Genomic DNA, 18152 nt, shown 5'->3' with positions numbered 1-18152 from the left:
TGCTTGATCCCGGCGGCGTTTTGCCGAAAGACTGGCCCGGCAATATTTATCTCGAGAAGGAATCACCGTGACAGGTCCCGCTGACAATCGCCCTCAGGCCCGCAACGATCTGGCGTGGGCGATCTCGGTCGGCGGCATCGGCGTCGTGCTGTTCATCGCCCTGCTCGCGTTCGCCTGGCAGTTCGCCGCGACGCTGTTCCTGATCTTTGCCGGCGTGCTGCTCGGGGTTGCGCTGAATGCCATGAGCAATCTGCTCGGACGCGTGGTGCGGCTGCCGCATGCGCTGCGGCTGACGGCGGTCTGCCTGGTCGTGGCCGGCATGCTGTCCGGCATCGTCTTTCTCGGCGGCACCACGATCGGCAAACAGACCACGGCGTTGAGCAACACGCTCAAATCGCAGCTCGTCAACGTCAAGGGCTTTCTGGAACGCAACGGCATCGACACCAGCTTCTTCGACTTCGGCAGCCTGTCGCAGACTTCGGATGATCCCGCGCCCGCCGCAGCGCCGCCGACGCCGCACAACAACCTTCCCAGCGCCGGCACGATTGCAGCCAGTGGCGGCGCCATCTTCAGCCAGAGCCTGAAACTGATCCTGGGCACGGCGAGCGCGGTCGGAAACTTCTTCATCGTGCTGTTTCTGGGCATCGCCTTTGCGACCCAGCCAAGCGTCTACCGCGACGGCCTGCTGTTCATGGCGCCGTCAAAGCATCGCACGCGGGCGACAGCCATCGTCGACCGGATCGGCGAGACGCTGGAACGCTGGCTGATTGCGCAGATCATCACCATGGTCGCGGTGTTTCTGGTGACCTGGATCGGGCTGTCGATCATCGGCATCCAGAGTTCGTTCATCCTGGGCATCCAGGCCGGCCTTCTCGCCTTCATCCCGACCGTCGGCGCCATCCTCGGGGGGCTGATCGTGGTGCTGGCCAGTCTTGCCTCCGGATGGGTCGCCGCACTTTCCGCCTTCATCCTGTTCCTCGGCGTGCACGCGCTGGAAAGCTACGTGCTGACGCCGATCATTCAGCGCCAGGCGCTGGATATCCCGCCCGCCACGCTGTTTGCGTTCCAGATCCTGCTCGGCGTCGTATTCGGCATCTGGGGGCTGGCGCTCGCGCTGCCGCTGATGGCGATCGCCAAGGTGATGATCGACCATTTCAAGGCGGACGGGCTGCCTGCGGGCGCGAGCGCCTGACCCGCATCAGCCGTCCGTGGTCAGCACCGTCTCGGTGTGCTCGACCTCGGGCGGCGCGGCAAAATACTGCCCGACCAGCCCGCGCCAGGCGGTGAAATCTTCCGAACCGCGAAAATCCACGGTGTGATTTTCCAGCGTCTCCCACTGCGCCATCAGCCGGTAGCGCTGCGGCTTCTCGATGGATTTGTGCAGTTCGAACCCCTTGCCGCCCTTGGCGCGCAGGAACAGCGGACGCGCCTTGGCGACGGCCGCCTCAAAATCCTTCTCGGTGCCGGGCTTGACGTCGATTTGTGCGATTTCGGTGATCATGGGAGTTACGCCTTCTCATGAGAAAGGGCGTGTCTAACCCGACGGCGACAAAAGAAAAAGACGCCTCGCGGCGTCACGATAGCTGCGATCGTCCAGGCAGCTCAGCGGAACAGCAGCACCGTGGCGGCGACCATCAAAGCGCAGCCGATGAACAGGATGGCAGGCCAGCGCATTCTGCGCTGAACGTAACGCCCCTGCGCACGACGCTGCGTGATGAGCGCCATCTCGAATTCTTCAGAGGTCGAGAACAGGCAACCGAAACCGCCGCGGGCCGAGGCAGCGGCCGCTTCGAGCGACAGCAAGGTGGCTTGGGCATTTCGTCCGCGAGATGAATCCATGGCGCCGATGATAGGAACGGAATGGTAAATGAAAGGTTACCACGCACCGTTTCCCGTGCGGGTGATCCGAAAGCATTGGATCAATCGCCGAACCTATCGCCTTGTTCGCGCAGAGGTTCAGGTCGCCGCGGGCGCATGGCGCTGCGACGCGGCACGGCCGGCGGTCTTGCGCCGCCAGTTCTCCAGCGACAGCGGCAGCTCCTCGGCGGCTTCGACCCGGTTACGGCCGCTGCGCTTGGCCTCATAGAGCGCGGTATCGGCCGCCGCCAGCAGCACCTCGAGTTCCGTGCCCGCCGGCCCGCCGGCGACGCCGATGCTGACCGTCGTGTCGACCGGGCCGTCCTCGCAGGCGATGTTGGAGCCTTCGAACGCTTCGCGGACCCGCTCGGCGACGATCACGCCTTCGGCCAGCGAACAGGCCAGCAACGCCGCGAACTCCTCGCCGCCGATCCGCCCCGACAGGTCGTTGGCGCGCAGATTGTTCATCACGACGGTGGAGAACAGTTTGAGAATCTCGTCGCCCGCAGGATGGCCGAAGCGATCGTTGATGCTCTTGAAATGGTCGATGTCGAAGATCATCACGGTCACCGGCCGCCCCGCGGCGGCCTCTCGCGCGATCACGCGGTTACTGGCCTCCGAAAAACCGCGGCGGTTCAACATGCCGCTCAAGGGGTCGACCGACGCTGCGGTCTTGTGAACCGTGACGGCGCGGTCCGACACCAGCATGAAGATCACGAACACCGTGCCGATCGCATACAGTATCAGCTCGATCGAAAACGCCGTCACCCAGATGCTGCTGGTGAACGTCTCATCATGCGGGCGCAGCAGGCTGCCGAGCAGGATCGGCAGCGCCAGCACGCAACCATGCATGACAGGCACGACGATCGTCGGCCAGCGCTTGTGCATCGTCCGCCGCCGTTCGCGCCACAACTCGGACGCCGTCAGGCCCGCATAGATCGCGACGACCGCCGCGCCTGCGATCAGCCGCAGGGCGGAATTGATCGACGGCACCGCCAGCACCATGCCGCTCCAGGCGATCGCGCCGGCCAGGAGCCCCGGCCAGTTGGGCTTGCGGCCGTGGAAGACGCGCGAGGCGTTCCAGACCATGCCGCAGGCCACGAAGCCCAGCGCATGCAGCGCCAGCAAGACCGGTTCGCCGAGCCTGGCGCCGCCGACGGTCCAGATCGCCACCGACGAAGCGCCGAGCAGGTAGGCCGTCCCCCACCATTTCAAGGCCGCGATGTTTTCCTGCTTGCCGAACAGCAGAAGCATGGCCCCGAGCATACCCGCAACCATCGTGGCGAACAGATAGAGTGTGGAGGTATCAAACGACATGGGCTCACCCGAACGCGTGTGATGCAACTGTTCGGCGCAGTAAAGAAGTAGTTTCGCGCCGGAGCATGGCGGACACTAGGAGCGCCGTCTTCCATTTTAGTTCGTGCGGGTAAGCAAGTTTTCACGAAATTCCGGAGCGGCGGGTCACCAATTGGTAAGCAAAAAGGGCGCCGATCGGCGCCCTTTTTCGTTCGATGCATGCAGCAATCGCTGCAAATTTTAGCGAAGCAATTAGCGCTTCGAGAACTGGAACGACTTGCGCGCCTTGGCCCGGCCGTACTTCTTGCGCTCCACGGTGCGGGAGTCGCGGGTCAGGAAGCCGCCCTTCTTCAGCACGCCGCGCAGATCCGGCTCGAAGTACGTCAAGGCCTTCGAGATACCGTGACGCACGGCACCCGCCTGCCCCGACAGGCCGCCGCCGGCGACCGTGCAGATGACGTCGTACTGGCCGGCGCGGGCGGCTGCGACCAGCGGCTGCTGGATCAGCATGCGCAGAACGGGACGGGCGAAGTAGATTTCGACCTCGCGGGTGTTGACCACGATCTTGCCGGCACCCGGCTTGATCCAGACGCGGGCGACCGCGTCCTTGCGCTTGCCGGTGGCATAGGCGCGACCGTATTTGTCGACTTTCTTGACGTATTTCGGCGCTTCCGGGGAAACCGCCGTCTTCAGCGACGCCAGCTGGTCGAGCGACTGCATGGTATCGGACATCTTATGCGGCCCTCATGTTCTTGCGGTTCATCGAAGCGATATCAACCGTCTCGGGCTGCTGGGCTTCATGCGGATGGTCGGGACCGGGATAGACGCGCAGATTGCCCATCTGGACGCGGCCGAGCGGGCCGCGCGGAACCATGCGCTCGATGGCCTTCTCGAGCACGCGCTCGGGGAAGCGACCTTCGAGGATCGACTTTGCAGTGCGTTCCTTGATGCCGCCGATGAAGCCGGTGTGCTTGTAGTAGACCTTGTTGTCGCGCTTGCGGCCGGTCAGCACAACATGCGCCGCGTTGATGATGACGACGTTGTCACCGCAATCGACGTGGGGCGTGTAGGTCGGGAGGTGCTTGCCGCGCAGACGCATGGCGACCAGGGTAGCAAGCCGGCCGACCACCAGACCCTTGGCGTCGATCAAGACCCACTTCTTCGTCACATCGGCGGGCTTTGCCGAATAGGTTTTCATGTGAGGAAATCCGTGAAAATGGAAATCGGCGCCAGATGCGCCGAACTGGGCGGTTTCTAGAGAACGGCACGTTATCCGTCAACGCCGAAACGTACAAATTAGCGCTGCGAAAACAACAGCTTAAAAATATGGTGTTATATTACCACCGAAAACGCTATTTGTTTGGAATGGAATAGGTCGCCGTCACATGGGCGATCGGATCGGGCGATGTGCCCGAAAGAAGGCTGACCTCGCCGACCGCCAGCCGCTTGCCGAGCTTCAGGAGCTTCGCGGCAGCCAGCACGTCCTGCCCGGGCTGGCCCTTGCGCAGGAAGTTGATGTTGAGATTGGTCGTCACCGCGAGGCCGACCGGGCCGATGGCCGAGAGCAGCACGACATACATCGCGAAATCGGCCATCGCCATCAGCGTCGGCCCCGACACGGTGCCGCCGGGGCGCAGCATGCGCTCGTCGTAGCGCTGGCGCAGCAGGCAGGTCTCGCCGTCGGCGCTCTCGATGGTGATGTCGCCGCCGCTGAACGCCTGCGGAAACTCGCGGTGAAGGAACTCCTCCAGCTCAGCCACGCTCATTTTCGCTGCCGCCATGAACCTCGCGCCCCCTCGCTTAAGGCTGCCTGTTACATTAGGTTGTCATCAAAACCCAAGTGAAAATCCGGAGTGAAGTTTCCGAAATGCCCGCCCAGACTGCCCGCGCCGCCACGCCGCAACCTCCGGTCCTGCTGCAGGAAAACGTCGGCAGCATCCGCCTGCTCACCCTCAACCGGCCGGCTGCGCGCAACAGCCTGTCGGAGGGCCTGATCGCCGAATTGCACGCCGCGCTGAAACAGATCCATGACGACAATAGCGTCCGCGCCGTCGTCATCGCCGCCAATGGTCCGGCGTTTTCCGCCGGCCACGACATGAAGGAACTGACCGCGCGGCGCAGCGATGCCGACCGTGGCCGCGCCTATTTCGGGCAGATCATGAACGCCTGCAGCGCGATGATGCAGGCGATCGTGCATCTGCCGAAGCCGGTGGTCGCCGCCGTGCAGGGGATAGCGACCGCCGCCGGCTGCCAGCTGGTGGCGAGCTGCGATCTCGCGGTCGCCTCGGAGGCCGCGGGCTTCGCTACCCCCGGCGTCGATATCGGGCTGTTCTGTTCGACGCCGATGGTGGCGCTGTCGCGCAACATCCCGCGCAAGCAGGCGATGGAGATGCTGCTGACGGGCGAGCCGATTTCGGCGCAGACCGCGAAAAACATCGGCCTCGTCAACCGCGTCGTCGCCGCCGGCACCGAGCGCGACGCTGCGATCGCGCTGGCGCAGAAGGTCGCGCTGAAATCCTCCTATACCGTCAAGCTCGGCAAGGAGGCGTTCTATCGCCAGGCCGAAATGAACCTCGCCGACGCCTATCGCTATGCGGCGGAAGTGATGACCGAAAACATGATGGCGCGCGACGCCGAGGAAGGCATCGGCGCCTTCATCGAAAAGCGCGATCCGAAGTGGCAGGACAAATAGCTGCTCCTCATCCTGAGGAGCGCGTCTCCGCGCGTCTCGAAGGATGCAGGCCCGATTGTGGCCTCATGGTTCGAGACACGCGTTCCGCGCTCCTCACCATGAGGGTCCGAGGAAACCAAATGAACCACGACAATTACGACGACAATTATATCCGCGGCATTCTCAACGGCGTCAGGTCGATCGCGATGGTCGGCGCCTCGCCGGCCAATGTGCGGCCGAGCTATTTTGCTTTCAAGTATCTGGCGCAGCGCGGCTACGACATGATTCCGGTCAATCCCGGCCATGTCGGCAAGAGCCTGCTCGACAAACCGTTTGTCGCCTCGCTTTCCGAGATCGGCCGCCCCATCGACATGATCGACATTTTTCGTAACTCCAGCCACATCATGCCGGTCGTCGAAGAGGCGCTTAAATTGCCGACGCTTCCGAAAGTGATCTGGATGCAGCTCGGCGCACGCGACGACGCGGCGGCCGCGAAGGCCGAAGCCGCCGGCATCAAGGTGGTGATGAACCGCTGCCCGAAGATCGAGTATGGCCGGCTGTCGTCGGAGATTTCATGGATGGGCGTCAATTCGCGCACGCTGAGTTCGAAGCGCGCGCCGGTTCCCGTTCAGGGCATGCGGCTGTCGCTGAACCGCACCAGCGTCGGCGGCGGCGCCACCGCGGCATCGGATCGCGCCGCAAAGAACAAAAGCGAATCCACGTAGCCTGAATGTGACATAACGTTTCGACAAGGTGGCCTGAAGAAGTACGCCTGTTTTGTGATCCACCCAACTTGACGGCGCACGCGGCTGCGATCAGCATGCCGCGCTTTCGAACAAGCCAGAACAACAGGACGCACAGAATGACCGATCGTCTGCCGGGATTTTCGACCCTCGCCGTGCATGCCGGCGCACAGCCCGATCCCACCACCGGCGCACGGGTCACGCCGATTTATCAAACCACGTCCTTTGTGTTCAACGACGCCGACCATGCCGCCTCGCTGTTCGGGCTGCAGGCGTTCGGCAACATCTATACCCGCATCGGCAATCCCACCACCGCCGTGCTGGAAGAGCGCGTTGCGGCGCTGGAAGGCGGCACCGCGGCGCTCGCGGTCGCCTCGGGCCACGCCGCGCAGGTCGTCGTGCTTCAACAGCTATTGATGCCGGGCGACGAGTTCATCGCCGCGCGAAAACTCTATGGCGGCTCGATCAACCAGTTCACGCACGCGTTCAAGAGCTTTGGCTGGAACGTGGCTTGGGCCGATCCCGACGACATCGCGAGCTTCGAACGCGCCGTGACGCCGCGCACCAAGGCGATCTTCATCGAATCGATCGCCAACCCCGCCGGCAGCATCACCGACATCGAGGCGATCGCGGAAGTGGCGCGCAAGGCCGGCGTGCCGCTGATCGTCGACAACACGCTGGCGACGCCGTATTTGATCCGCCCGATCGACCATGGCGCCGACATCGTCGTGCACTCGCTGACGAAGTTTCTCGGCGGCCACGGCAATTCGCTCGGCGGCATCATCGTCGACGGCGGCACCTTCGACTGGGCGAAGGACAACAAATATCCGATGCTGAGCGAGCCGCGGCCGGAATATCACGGCATCCGGATCCAGGAGACCTTTGGCAATTTCGCCTTCGCGATCGCCTGCCGCGTGCTGGGCCTGCGCGACCTCGGTCCGGCGATCTCGCCGTTCAACGCCTTCATGATCCTGACCGGCATCGAGACGCTGCCGCTGCGCATGCAGAAGCATTGCGAGAACGCCAAGGCGGTCGCCGAATTCCTGGCCGGCCACTCCGCCGTGGCGGCGGTGAACTATGCCGGGCTTGCCAGCGACAAGTACAACAAGCTCGCCCGCAAATACGCGCCGAAGGGCGCCGGCGCGGTGTTCACCTTCAGCCTGCGTGGCGGCTACGATGCCGGCGTCAATCTGGTGTCGAACCTCAAACTGTTCTCGCATCTCGCCAATGTCGGCGACACCCGCTCGCTGGTGATCCATCCGGCCTCGACCACCCACAGCCAGCTCGACGACGCCGCCAAGGTGAAATCCGGCGCCGCGCCCGACGTGGTGCGGCTGTCGATCGGCATCGAGGACAAGGAAGACCTGATTGCGGATCTGGAGCAGGCGCTGAGCGCGTAGAGGGCTCGTCGCCGGGAACAGCGTGGAGGCAGAGAGGGCGCCCACGAGGGTCGCCCCTACCGATCCGTCGATCGTTGGGGCGCCCCTCGTGGGCGCCCACTCGCCGTCCAACATCACCCCCTCTCGTTAACGTGCATTCCGGCATAAAGTGGCGCTGAGCCGCCCTTGATGATTCGGAGCCGACGATGCTGCGCTGGATGACGCCATTCCTGGCCGCGATGTTTGCGCTTGGAACCGCTGCGGCCCAGGATTCCGGCGCCGCCAAGCCGGCCGACGCCACCGCCGCCGCGACCCCGGCCGATAGTTCCGCCGCCACGAAATCTGCGAAGCCTCCAGCTGGGGCCAAGACAGAAGTGCCCCCGGCAGCCACGAAACCCGCCGCGAGCCCGGCCGGCGCAAGGCGCGCCGAGAAGCAGGCCGCCGCGGCTCGCGCCGCCGGCCAGTTGCCGCCCGGCCTGCCTCGCGCGCACTACAAATACCGCACCACCGTTGCCCCCGGCGCCGCGCCGCTTTACGTGCGCCGCGGCCGCACGGTGGTCGTCGAGGAAGAGACCATCGATCTGCCGTTGATATCGGGCGGCATCAAACCCTATGCGCCGCGCATCTTCGGCGCGCCGCTGCTGCCGGGCTCGTCGACGCTGCCCGGCTATTACGGCACCAGCCATTCCTACAGTTATGACGGCCCCTATTACGGCAGTCCCTCCTATTGGAACCGGCTGCCCTATGCTTGCGGCGTCTATGGCTACTGCTAAACACGCCCTCACCGAACAACGGAGACGGAACACCGACGTGGCAGGGGGACTGCGGAAAGCCAGCAAGACAGCGGCCAATGCGACCACGGTGGACCTGGTCGCCGTCCTCGTCGCCGTTACCGACGGCGAGCCCAAGATCATGACCATCGCCAACGCCGGCGCATTGCCGAGCGGGCCGTTTGAATTCACCCACCGCTCGCTGCAGACGGGATTGCGCGCCTGGGTCGAGGCGCAGACCGGCCATCCGCTCGGCTACGTCGAGCAGTTGTACACGTTCGCCGACCGCGGCCGCGGCGGCGATGCCAAGTCGCCGCATTCGATCTCGATCAGCTATCTCGGCCTGACGCGCGAAGACCAGGTCGGCCAGGGTTTTGAGGCGCATTGGTCGGGCTGGTACGACTATTTCCCCTGGGAAGATCAACGGTCCGGCCTTCCCGCAGCGCTGGCGAAGACATTGTCCTCGCGGCTGCGCGCCTGGTCGAAATCGGCCGACACCGCCAGCCTGCAGCGCGAGCGCTGGCAGCGCGTTGCCATCACGTTCGGCCTCGATGAGCGCGAGTGGAATGAAGAGCTGGTGCTGCAGCGCTATGAGCTGCTCTATGAGGCCGGCCTGATTCCGGAAGCCGTGCGGGACGGCGCAAGCGGCACATCCGTCATTCCCGGCCGGCCGATGACCGGCGATCACCGCCGCATTCTCGCCACCGGCATCGCGCGGCTGCGCGCCAAGATCAAATACCGCCCCGTGGTATTCGAACTGATGCCGGCGGAATTCACCCTGCTGCAACTGCAACGCAGTGTTGAGGCGCTTGCAGGCCGGCTGGTGCACAAGCAGAACTTCCGCCGCCTCATCGAGCAGCAGCAACTCGTTGAGGAAACTGGCGCAATCGCCGCCGACACGGTCGGCCGCCCCGCCAAACTGTTCCGGTTTCGCCACGGCGTGCTGGCGGAACGGGCGGTCGCCGGCACCAAGCTCCCGCTTTCGCGCACTTGACATCGGTTATGCTCAGGATAAGTATAAGCCAAGATATACTCAAGGAGAGTATAAATGGCGAATTCCGTCCTGACTGCACGCAAGGGTTCCGCGGCGCTGTACGACCGGGTCAAGCGGGTGATCCCGCCGCCGGAATGGGCCACCTTCGCCGATGACGTCGATGCCATCCTCGAGCTGAAGCGGCGGCGCAACGCGGTCGTGCTCGCGCACAACTACCAGACACCTGAAATCTTCCACGGCGTCGCCGACATCGTCGGCGACAGCCTGTTGCTCGCGCGCGAGGCCACCAAGGTCGATGCCGACATCATCGTGCTGGCCGGCGTGCACTTCATGGCCGAGACGGCAAAACTCCTGAACCCGGACAAGACCGTGCTGATCCCGGACCTTTCGGCGGGCTGTTCGCTCGCCGACTCGATCACGGCGCAGGACGTGCGGCTGATGCGGCAGCGCTATCCCGGCGTTCCCGTCGTCACCTATGTCAACACCACCACCGCCGTGAAGGCGGAGTCGGATATCTGCTGCACTTCGGGCAATGCGCTGAAGGTCGTGCAGTCACTCGGCGCCGGGCGCGTCATCATGCTGCCGGATGAATATCTCGCGCAGAACATCGCCGCACAGACCGACGTGAAGATCATCGCGTGGAAGGGCCATTGCGAGGTGCACGAACTGTTCACGGCGGCCGACGTGAGGCAGTTGCGCGAAAACCACCCTGACGTCACGGTGTTGGCGCATCCGGAGTGCCCGCCCGACGTGGTCGCGGAAGCGGACTTTTCAGGCTCGACGGCGGCGATGTCCGACTTCGTCGGCCAGAAGCGCCCACCCCGCGTCGTGCTGCTGACGGAATGCTCGATGAGCGACAATGTTTCGGTGCTCCATCCCGACGTGGAGTTCATCCGGCCCTGCAATCTGTGTCCGCACATGAAGCGGATCACGCTGAAGAACATCCGCGATGCCCTGGAGACCGGCCGGCATGAGGTGACGATCGATCCCGCGATCGCCGCACCGGCCCGTCGGGCGGTCGAAAGGATGTTGGCGCTATGAGGATCGATATTTCATCGCTCAACAATTGTCCGGTCATTATCGGCGGCGGCGCCGCCGGCCTGATGACGGCCCTGCAAATGGCGCCGGAGCCGGTCGTTCTCATCTCGAAGGCGCCGCTCGGCGCGGAAGCCTCCAGCCTGTGGGCGCAGGGCGGGCTTGCCGCGGCGATGGGCGACGACGATGCCCCTGCCCTGCACCTCGCCGACACGCTCGCCGCCGGCGCGGGTCTTTGCGACGAAGCGGTCGCAAGCCGTATCGTCCACGCGGCGCCCGCGGCCGTCGAACATCTGGCCCAACTTGGTGTCGGCTTCGACCGCCGGGTGGACGGCGGTTGGCAGCTCGGCCTCGAAGCCGCGCACGGCCGCCATCGCATCGTGCACGCCACCGGTGACGGCACCGGGCGCGAGATCATGCGGGCATTGATCGCAGCCGTCCGCCGCTGCCCGACGATCACGCTGCTGGAAGGCGCCGAGGCGCGGAGCCTGATCGTCGAGGACAACGCCATCAAGGGCGTGCTGGCGGTGAACGCGCAGGGCCCGCTCGTGATCGATACCGGCCGCGTCGTGATCGCAACGGGCGGCATCGGCGGACTGTTTCTGGACAGCACCAACCCGGCCGGCTGTTTCGGCCAGGGGCTGGCGCTGGCGGCACGCGCGGGCGCAAAGCTCGCCGATCTCGAATTCATCCAGTTTCATCCGACCGCCTTCGACGGACCGTCGCGTCCGATGCCGCTGGTCACCGAAGCCGTGCGCGGCGACGGGGCGATCCTGATCGACGACACCGGGCAGCGCTTCATGGCCGATCAGCCCGGCGCCGAACTCGCAGCCCGCGATATCGTGGCGCGTGCGGTGTGGCGTCGCCGCGCCGCAGGACATCGCGTCTTCCTCGACGCGCGCAAACACCCCGGAACGGCCTTTGCAAAACGCTATCCGGTGATCTCCGCCTTCTGCAGGATGGCCGGGATCGATCCCGCGACCGATCCGATCCCGGTGCGGCCGGCGGTGCACTATCACATGGGCGGGATCGCCGTGGACATTGAAGGCCGCAGCACGGTGGACGGCCTGTGGGCCTGCGGCGAAGCCAGCCGCACCGGGCTGCATGGCGCCAACCGGCTCGCCAGCAATTCGCTGATGGAAGCGATCGTCTTTGCGCAATGGGTGGCGGAAAGCGTCCTCGGCTCGAACCGCGGCCCGTTGAGGTCGCGCGGTGCGAATGCGCCGCCGCCCGCGTCAGACCCTTCGGCCGTGCGGCCGATCCTGTCGCTAGGCCTCGGCGTGCTCCGCGAACGGCATGGAATCGAACGCGCGATCCGCGGCCTCTATCCGCTCGCCAGCGGCCCGAACGCGGCGTCCGATCCTGCGCTGGTGGGACTGATGATGGCGGTCGCGGCCTGGCGGCGCGAGGAAAGCCGTGGCGGGCATTTCCGCAGCGATTATCCGGACGTCTTGCCTACGGCGGCGCCGTCATTCCTCTCGCTGGCGGACGCGCTCGACACCGCGCGCCACGTCGTTGAAACCAGATCCCTGTCGGTCGGGAGTGCCCAGCCATGACGCTTACCCCACTTCTTCCCCTGATGTACGAGCCACTGGTGCGAACCGCCCTGCTTGAAGACCTCGGACGCGCCGGCGACATCACGGCGGATGCGATCGTACCGGCCGACAAGGCGGCATCGCTGGTGCTGCGCGCGCGCCAACCCGGCGTGGTGGCCGGACTCGACATCGCACGCGCCGCCTTTCAGTTGGTCAATCCCGCCATCCGCCTCACCGCCGAGCGGCCGGACGGCAGCGTGGTGGCGCCTGGCGACGTGATCGCCGCCATCGAAGGACCTGCACGCGGGCTGTTGACCGGCGAGCGGACGGCACTGAACTTCCTCTGCCATCTCAGCGGCGTCGCCACCGCGACGGCCTCGCTGGTGTCGGCGGCGCAAGGCACCAAGGCGCGCATCGTCTGCACCCGCAAGACCACGCCCGGACTTCGCGCGCTGGAAAAATACGCGGTCCGCGCCGGCGGCGGTGGCAATCACCGTTTTGGCCTCGACGACGCCATCCTGATCAAGGACAACCACATCGCACTGGCGGGCAGCGTCAGGACCGCGATCGAGCGCGCAAGGGCGCATGCCGGCCACCTCGTCAAGATCGAGATCGAGGTCGACACCCTGGTCCAGCTCGAACAGGTTCTCGCGATCGGCGTGGATGCCGTGCTGCTCGACAACATGACGGTGGACGAATTGCGGAAGGCGGTGGCGATGACGGCCGGCCGGGCGATCACCGAAGCCTCCGGCCGCATCACGGCCGAAACCGCCAAAGCGATCGCCGCAACCGGCGTCGACCTGATTTCCGCCGGCTGGCTGACCCACAGCTCCGCTGCGCTCGATATCGGCCTCGACTATCTCGACCTCAATCGGCAGGCCGCGTAGCGCGGAGCGTCACTCGGCCGGACGCATGGGAGCCTTGGCCTCGCGAATCAGGCGGCTGTTGCGCTGGAAGACCGAATAGGTCGCCAGCGCAAACAGGATCACCAGGCCCTGGATGGTCAGGGCTTCCATCGACGGATTGAGGCCGATGGCGGTCAGGAAGGCCGAGCCCTTGACCTCGGTGACCGTGATGATCGCCTGCTCCTGGAATTCCTGCACGGCCTCGCCGATGAACTTGATCGCCATCAAGAACAGGAAGGCCGAGGTGAAAATGAAGAGCGGCCGCAGCGGCAGTTTTCGTGCAATCAGGTTGATGAAATAGAACAGCACGGCGAGGGCCACCGTCGCCGCCGCGAGGCCGGCGAACAGGCCGGCGCTCCAGCCGCCCTCGGCCGTCGCCAGCGCGTTGATGAACAGCACGGTTTCGGCGCCCTCGCGAAACACCGCCAGGAAGGCCAGCGCTCCGACCGCCCACACCGTGTCCTGCGACAGCGCCTGGTCCGCCTTGTGCGCGAGATAATCCTGCCAGCCGCGCGGGTCCTGCTTCACCATCAGCCAGCCGCTGACATAGAGCATCAAAGCGGCGGCGAAGAGGATGATGACGCCTTCGAGGACGTCACTGTGGTCGCCCGAATTGAACACCGCAAACAACCATGCCGCCACGAAGCTGGCGCCAACGGCAACGAGCGCGCCACCATAGAGCGCCTGAACGCGATGACCGGCGCCGGCCTTGGTGAGATAGCCCGCCAGGGCTGCGATCACGAGCATGGCTTCGAGCCCCTCGCGGAGCAGGATGACGGCAGCCTGGATGAATGCTGAGGACATGGAGCGAACCTGTTTGGCCCGTTTTATCGTTCCGACCATCCAAGTAAAGCGGGGCCGCCCCACACAAGCGCGTCAAGCGCCATGCGCTGCAGAAAACCCCTGCAAATCGAGCACTTCGAGGAACGGCGGCAGATTAGAATCGCTCAATTTCAGCCGGGCTGGCCGAGCGGCAGAACCAATTCCTGCCGATCGTGCGCCGCGCGGCGTGCGACGAGGCGTTCGGTCTGCAGCACCGCGAGCGTCAGCACCACGATGGCGACAGCCTGATGCGCCAGCGCCAGATCGATCGGCACCTGATGCAGCAAGGTGAGGATACCCAGCACAGCCTGCAGGACGATCGCCACCACCAGCGCCCATGCGCCGCCGACAACGGCCCCGCCGCCCCGCAACCGCATGGCGTCGATGGCGTGAACGACGGCCAGGATCAACAGCGCATAGGCCGTCATCCGATGCTCGAACTGCACGGTGAGCGTGTTGTCGAACAGATTGCGCCACCACGGCGTCTCGAACCACAGCCGCGCCGCCGACGGAATCAAGGCGCCGTCGATCTCGGGCCAGGTGTTGTACACCTTGCCCGCCCGCAGTCCCGCGACCAGCGCGCCGAAATAGAGCTGGATGAACGTCAGGGCGAGCAAGGCCACGCCGGTGAATTTCAACCGTCCGGGAACGGCAAGCTGCGGACGCCCGCTCATCTGCCGCAGCGTCCAGACGATCGAGGCAAAGATGATCAGCGCCAGCATGAGATGGGTCGCCAGCCGATATTGCGACACCTCGGTCCGATGCGTCAGGCCCGACGCGACCATCCACCAGCCGACCGCGCCCTGCAGCGCGCCGAGGGCAAAGATCACCCACAACCGCTTTTTCAGCTCGGCACCGAACGCGCCGCGCCACAGGAAGTACAGGAACGGCAGCAGATAGACCGCCCCGATCACGCGCCCGAGCAGGCGGTGGCTCCATTCCCACCAGAAGATGGTCTTGAATTCGGAGAGGCTCATGCCGGCATTGAGTTCGCGATATTGCGGGATCGCCTTGTAGCCCTCGAACGCCTGTTCCCACTGCGTCGCGTTGAGCGGCGGCAGCGTGCCGGTGACCGGCTTCCACTCGACGATCGACAATCCGGATTCCGTCAGCCGCGTGGCGCCGCCGACCAGCACCATGATCGCTATCAGCGCGGCCACGACGGTGAGCCAACCCTTGACGGCCCCGTGATACGGGCCCTGTTGTGCGGAACCAGCGGTCATGAAACCCATCTCGGCGCAACCCGAAGGCACGCTTGATTGCATCAGCGCGCCCCTTATAGTCCGCCCCTTCCCGTGCGCAACCCGCCTAAGGTCAGCATACCCGCCATGACGATACGCACCCGCAAATTCTTCGGAACCATCGCCCTGCTGGTGCTGGTCGTGGTGTGGTCACTTTTGGGCATGACCATCGCCCAGACGCCGTGGCTGGCCAATTCTGGCCTGCGGCAGGCGATCTTCTATGTCGTGGCGGGGCTCGGATGGGTGCTGCCGGCGATGCCGATCGTGAGCTGGATGTCGCGGCCGGACCGGGTGGCTTAGGTATTGGCTTCTTTTTATCGTTATTGATTAGAAACTGGCGGGCACTTACCCGCGCGGCCGGTCCCGCTTGTAATTTCGGCTTCCCAATCTATCATCGCTCGAACGAGTTTGCAAAAAGCAACTTCCGGTATGAGCCAGGGTACAGAAGCGATATGGACGGGCGATGGCCTCTTTGCCGCCCTCGTTCAACACTCATTCGACGCGATCATTTCAAAGGACCTGCACGGCACGGTTCGAACTTGGAATCCTGCGGCCGAACGAATTTTTGGTTGGTCCACTGACGAAATCATCGGCAAGCCGATCCGCCTGATTATCCCTGAAGATCGACAGGGCGAAGAAGACCGCATTCTGGAACGCATCAAAGCGGGAGAACTGGTTCCAAAGTTTGAGACCATTCGGCAGCACAGATCGGGAAAGCCGGTCCATGTAGCAATCACCATTGCACCGCTGCGCGACCGCACGAGTAACATCGTCGGCGCTTCCAAGATCGCGCATGATTGCAGCGAAGCTTTCGAGGCGCGCATCAGGCTGGAGGAGAGCGAACAGCAATTCCGCACCCTCGCGAACAGCATCCCCCAGCTTGCCTGGATTGCGGATAGCGACGGCTACATCTTTTGGTACAATGAACGGTGGTACGACTACACTGGATCGAATTTTGACGAGATGCAGGGATGGGGCTGGACCAGGGTCCACCACCCTGACCACGTTCAAAGGGTAAGGGAACGTATCCAACAAAGCTGGGACAGCGGCCAGGAATGGGAAGATGTATTCCCACTACGCCGTCATGACGGGGATTATCGCTGGTTTCTCTCGCGCGCCAAGCCCATTTTCGGCAGAGATGGCAAGGTCTGGAGATGGTTCGGCACCAATACCGACATCACCGCCCAAATGCAAAACGAGGAACAGATCCGCTTACTGATGGGAGAACTGAGTCACCGGGCCAAGAATATGATCACTGTCGTGCAAGCCCTTGTGTCACGAACCGTCGACAGAAAATATTCGGAAAGCCTGGCAAACCGATTGCAAGCCCTGGCTAGAAACCAGGATATCCTGACCAAGAGGAACTGGAAGGGAACACCGATCGGCGAACTCATCATATCACAGCTCGCGGCCGTCAGTGACCTGCTATGGAAGCGGATTGATGTGAAGGGTGACCTCGATTTCTTTGTCGTGCCATCCGCCGCCGAAACCATCGGTCTGGCAATTCATGAGCTGACCACCAATGCAACCAAGTATGGCGCCCTGTCTGGCTCGACCGGCGGCATCACGATTCGCGTCTCCGTCGATGTCAGCCGCAAGGAGCTCGCGATCGAATGGCGCGAGTTCGGAGGGCCGCCGGTGGTGAAGCCCTCGAACGTGGGATTCGGAACCGTCATGATTGACCGGAATCCCCGTTTCGCAATCGGCGCAGAGGTGGAAATCGAATACCTGGCGCCAGGTCTTGTCTGGCGGCTGACAGCTCCTCTGGACCGCGTCGCTATTCCCGAAGCATGATCGAATTGTCCGCGGTCGGCCTGACCTGCGGAGACATGATCCCGGACAGCATCACGCGCATCAGGCGCAGCGAGGCCAGCCGCCCATCCCAGGCGATCCGCGGCAGCGCGTGCAGATTGGTATATCCGCTGGCCTCGATAACGCCCGGGCTCGTCGATACCGCGCTGGCGAAACCAGCCTCCTGCCCCATCACGACATGTGCGCGGCGCCAGGATTTCGGGTCGCCGAACGGATACGCGAAATGCGCGACGGGGCGGCGCAACGCAGTCTCCGCCACCGCCTTGCCCATGGTTATTTCGCGTTGCGCGTCGGCTTCCTTCAGGTTGGACAGCGCGTGGTAATTCACCGTCGCGCTGCCGATCGTCACAAGCGGATCGGCGGCGAGCTTCGCCAGATCATCCCAATCCATCGACGCGCTGCGCGACAGCGCTGCGAGGTCGACAGAGTAGCGCTTGCAGAGGTCGTGGATCGCGAACGACAGATCCGGCGGCGGCAACGTTCGCAGCCAGCTTGCCAGAAATTCGTAGGTGTCGTGCTTCTCCGGCACGGTGCCGGTCGCAAATCGCCGCTCCTGGCGGTCGATGACCAGGCTGATGCGGGGCTCGCGCGCGATCACGTCCTCCAGCGCGAGCCACCAGGCTTCGCCGATCCCGTCCGGAAATGCGGTCGGCAGGTAGACGGTGAAGGGCACGCCGTGCTTCGACAGCACGGGAAAAGCCTGCGTGACGACGTCCTTGCTGGCGCCGTCAAACGTCAGGCAGGCGAATCGATTGGCGTTCGGCAACGTAACCGCTCGCCGGCACACCTCGTCCATCGTGACGAGATCAAAATTCCAGCGCTTCAGCGCACGAATCGTCTGATCGAGAAATTGCGGCGTGATCTCTCGCCATCGGTTCGGCTGAAACGGCCGGGCATCGCGCGGGCGCACGCGCTCGAACCGCAGGATGACGCCGGCGCCACCTCTGCTGCGTTCCCTCAGCCTGAAATAGCCGCTGAAAAAGGCAAGCTCCATCCCGGCCCGCCGCCAAAATCCCATATCCAACGCCACCGTCCCGCGCTCAACCATGCGGCCGCGCGCCCCCGTCGCGACCGGATGGTATTACCCTTTGT

At 64.3% G+C, this 18152-nt stretch carries 20 protein-coding genes; 11 read left to right on the top strand and 9 right to left on the bottom strand.

The window, feature by feature from the left end:
- The first annotated feature begins 67 nt into the window (after positions 1 to 67).
- A complete protein-coding gene (locus QUH67_RS15900) occupies positions 68 to 1192 on the top strand; it encodes an AI-2E family transporter (protein ID WP_300947608.1) in 1125 nt (374 codons plus the stop codon).
- Between the two features lie 6 nt (positions 1193 to 1198).
- Here the strand turns inward: QUH67_RS15900 and QUH67_RS15895 are convergent, their stop codons facing one another.
- From QUH67_RS15895 to QUH67_RS15870, 6 genes are all read right to left on the bottom strand, one after another.
- Positions 1199 to 1501, bottom strand: a complete 303-nt coding sequence (locus QUH67_RS15895) for an antibiotic biosynthesis monooxygenase family protein (RefSeq protein ID WP_300947607.1) — start codon at positions 1499 to 1501, stop codon at positions 1199 to 1201.
- A gap of 101 nt (positions 1502 to 1602) precedes the next feature.
- Positions 1603 to 1839, bottom strand: coding sequence for a hypothetical protein (locus QUH67_RS15890; RefSeq protein WP_300947606.1), 237 nt, complete (start codon positions 1837 to 1839; stop codon positions 1603 to 1605).
- 117 nt (positions 1840 to 1956) lie between these two features.
- Positions 1957 to 3174: a GGDEF domain-containing protein gene (locus tag QUH67_RS15885; RefSeq protein WP_300947605.1), complete on the bottom strand. Its 1218-nt coding sequence runs from the start codon at positions 3172 to 3174 to the stop codon at positions 1957 to 1959.
- Between the two features lie 231 nt (positions 3175 to 3405).
- Positions 3406 to 3885 carry a 30S ribosomal protein S9 gene (rpsI, locus tag QUH67_RS15880; RefSeq protein WP_300947604.1) on the bottom strand — a complete coding sequence of 160 codons (480 nt, stop codon included), beginning with the start codon at positions 3883 to 3885 and terminating at the stop codon, positions 3406 to 3408.
- 1 nt (position 3886) lies between these two features.
- Positions 3887 to 4351 (bottom strand): 50S ribosomal protein L13, encoded by a 465-nt coding sequence (gene rplM, locus QUH67_RS15875; protein WP_300947603.1) that lies wholly within the window; start codon positions 4349 to 4351, stop codon positions 3887 to 3889.
- Positions 4352 to 4505: 154 nt separating this feature from the next.
- Positions 4506 to 4934: a PaaI family thioesterase gene (locus QUH67_RS15870; protein WP_300947602.1), complete on the bottom strand. Its 429-nt coding sequence runs from the start codon at positions 4932 to 4934 to the stop codon at positions 4506 to 4508.
- 86 nt (positions 4935 to 5020) lie between these two features.
- Here QUH67_RS15870 and QUH67_RS15865 point away from each other — a divergent pair, with 86 nt between their 5' ends.
- From QUH67_RS15865 to nadC, 8 genes are all read left to right on the top strand, one after another.
- Positions 5021 to 5845: an enoyl-CoA hydratase gene (locus QUH67_RS15865; RefSeq protein ID WP_300947601.1), complete on the top strand. Its 825-nt coding sequence runs from the start codon at positions 5021 to 5023 to the stop codon at positions 5843 to 5845.
- 119 nt (positions 5846 to 5964) lie between these two features.
- A complete protein-coding gene (locus tag QUH67_RS15860; protein ID WP_300947600.1) occupies positions 5965 to 6549 on the top strand; it encodes a CoA-binding protein in 585 nt (194 codons plus the stop codon).
- Positions 6550 to 6686: 137 nt separating this feature from the next.
- Positions 6687 to 7967 (top strand): O-acetylhomoserine aminocarboxypropyltransferase, encoded by a 1281-nt coding sequence (locus QUH67_RS15855; protein WP_300947599.1) that lies wholly within the window; start codon positions 6687 to 6689, stop codon positions 7965 to 7967.
- Between the two features lie 185 nt (positions 7968 to 8152).
- Complete coding sequence (locus tag QUH67_RS34955) at positions 8153 to 8719, top strand: hypothetical protein (RefSeq protein ID WP_407080435.1); 567 nt, start codon at positions 8153 to 8155, stop codon at positions 8717 to 8719.
- A gap of 37 nt (positions 8720 to 8756) precedes the next feature.
- Positions 8757 to 9710 carry an NUDIX hydrolase gene (locus QUH67_RS15845; protein ID WP_300947598.1) on the top strand — a complete coding sequence of 318 codons (954 nt, stop codon included), beginning with the start codon at positions 8757 to 8759 and terminating at the stop codon, positions 9708 to 9710.
- Positions 9711 to 9764: 54 nt separating this feature from the next.
- Positions 9765 to 10751 (top strand): quinolinate synthase NadA, encoded by a 987-nt coding sequence (gene nadA / locus QUH67_RS15840; protein WP_300947597.1) that lies wholly within the window; start codon positions 9765 to 9767, stop codon positions 10749 to 10751.
- Complete coding sequence (locus QUH67_RS15835) at positions 10748 to 12301, top strand: L-aspartate oxidase (RefSeq protein ID WP_300947596.1); 1554 nt, start codon at positions 10748 to 10750, stop codon at positions 12299 to 12301. The genes nadA and QUH67_RS15835 overlap by 4 nt, the downstream gene beginning before the upstream one ends.
- The gene (nadC, locus tag QUH67_RS15830; protein ID WP_300947595.1) at positions 12298 to 13167 is read left to right on the top strand and encodes a carboxylating nicotinate-nucleotide diphosphorylase; all 870 of its coding nucleotides are present in this window, start codon (positions 12298 to 12300) and stop codon (positions 13165 to 13167) included. Before QUH67_RS15835 ends, nadC begins: the two co-directional genes overlap by 4 nt.
- A 9-nt stretch (positions 13168 to 13176) precedes the next feature.
- Here nadC and QUH67_RS15825 read toward each other — a convergent pair whose 3' ends face one another.
- Together QUH67_RS15825 and QUH67_RS15820 are read right to left on the bottom strand one after the other, a co-directional pair.
- Positions 13177 to 13989 (bottom strand): FTR1 family iron permease, encoded by an 813-nt coding sequence (locus tag QUH67_RS15825; RefSeq protein WP_300947594.1) that lies wholly within the window; start codon positions 13987 to 13989, stop codon positions 13177 to 13179.
- Positions 13990 to 14138: 149 nt separating this feature from the next.
- Positions 14139 to 15230, bottom strand: coding sequence for a COX15/CtaA family protein (locus QUH67_RS15820; protein ID WP_300947593.1), 1092 nt, complete (start codon positions 15228 to 15230; stop codon positions 14139 to 14141).
- A 105-nt stretch (positions 15231 to 15335) separates the two neighbouring features.
- Between QUH67_RS15820 and QUH67_RS15815 the strand changes: the two genes are divergently transcribed.
- Both QUH67_RS15815 and QUH67_RS15810 read left to right on the top strand, forming a co-directional pair.
- Positions 15336 to 15548: a DUF2842 domain-containing protein gene (locus QUH67_RS15815; RefSeq protein WP_300947592.1), complete on the top strand. Its 213-nt coding sequence runs from the start codon at positions 15336 to 15338 to the stop codon at positions 15546 to 15548.
- Positions 15549 to 15677: 129 nt separating this feature from the next.
- Positions 15678 to 17042 (top strand): PAS domain S-box protein, encoded by a 1365-nt coding sequence (locus QUH67_RS15810; protein WP_300947591.1) that lies wholly within the window; start codon positions 15678 to 15680, stop codon positions 17040 to 17042.
- Here QUH67_RS15810 and QUH67_RS15805 read toward each other — a convergent pair.
- On the bottom strand, positions 17026 to 18054 hold the full coding sequence (locus tag QUH67_RS15805; protein WP_300947590.1) for a polysaccharide deacetylase family protein: 1029 nt from the start codon (positions 18052 to 18054) through the stop codon (positions 17026 to 17028). The genes QUH67_RS15810 and QUH67_RS15805 overlap by 17 nt on opposite strands.
- Positions 18055 to 18152 lie beyond the last annotated feature (98 nt).

The organism is Bradyrhizobium roseum, assembly GCF_030413175.1.
GTDB classification, from domain to species: Bacteria; Pseudomonadota; Alphaproteobacteria; order Rhizobiales; family Xanthobacteraceae; genus Bradyrhizobium; species Bradyrhizobium roseum.
Note: the sequence above shows the minus strand (reverse complement) of the source record. Positions and strands in the feature narration are given on the sequence as shown.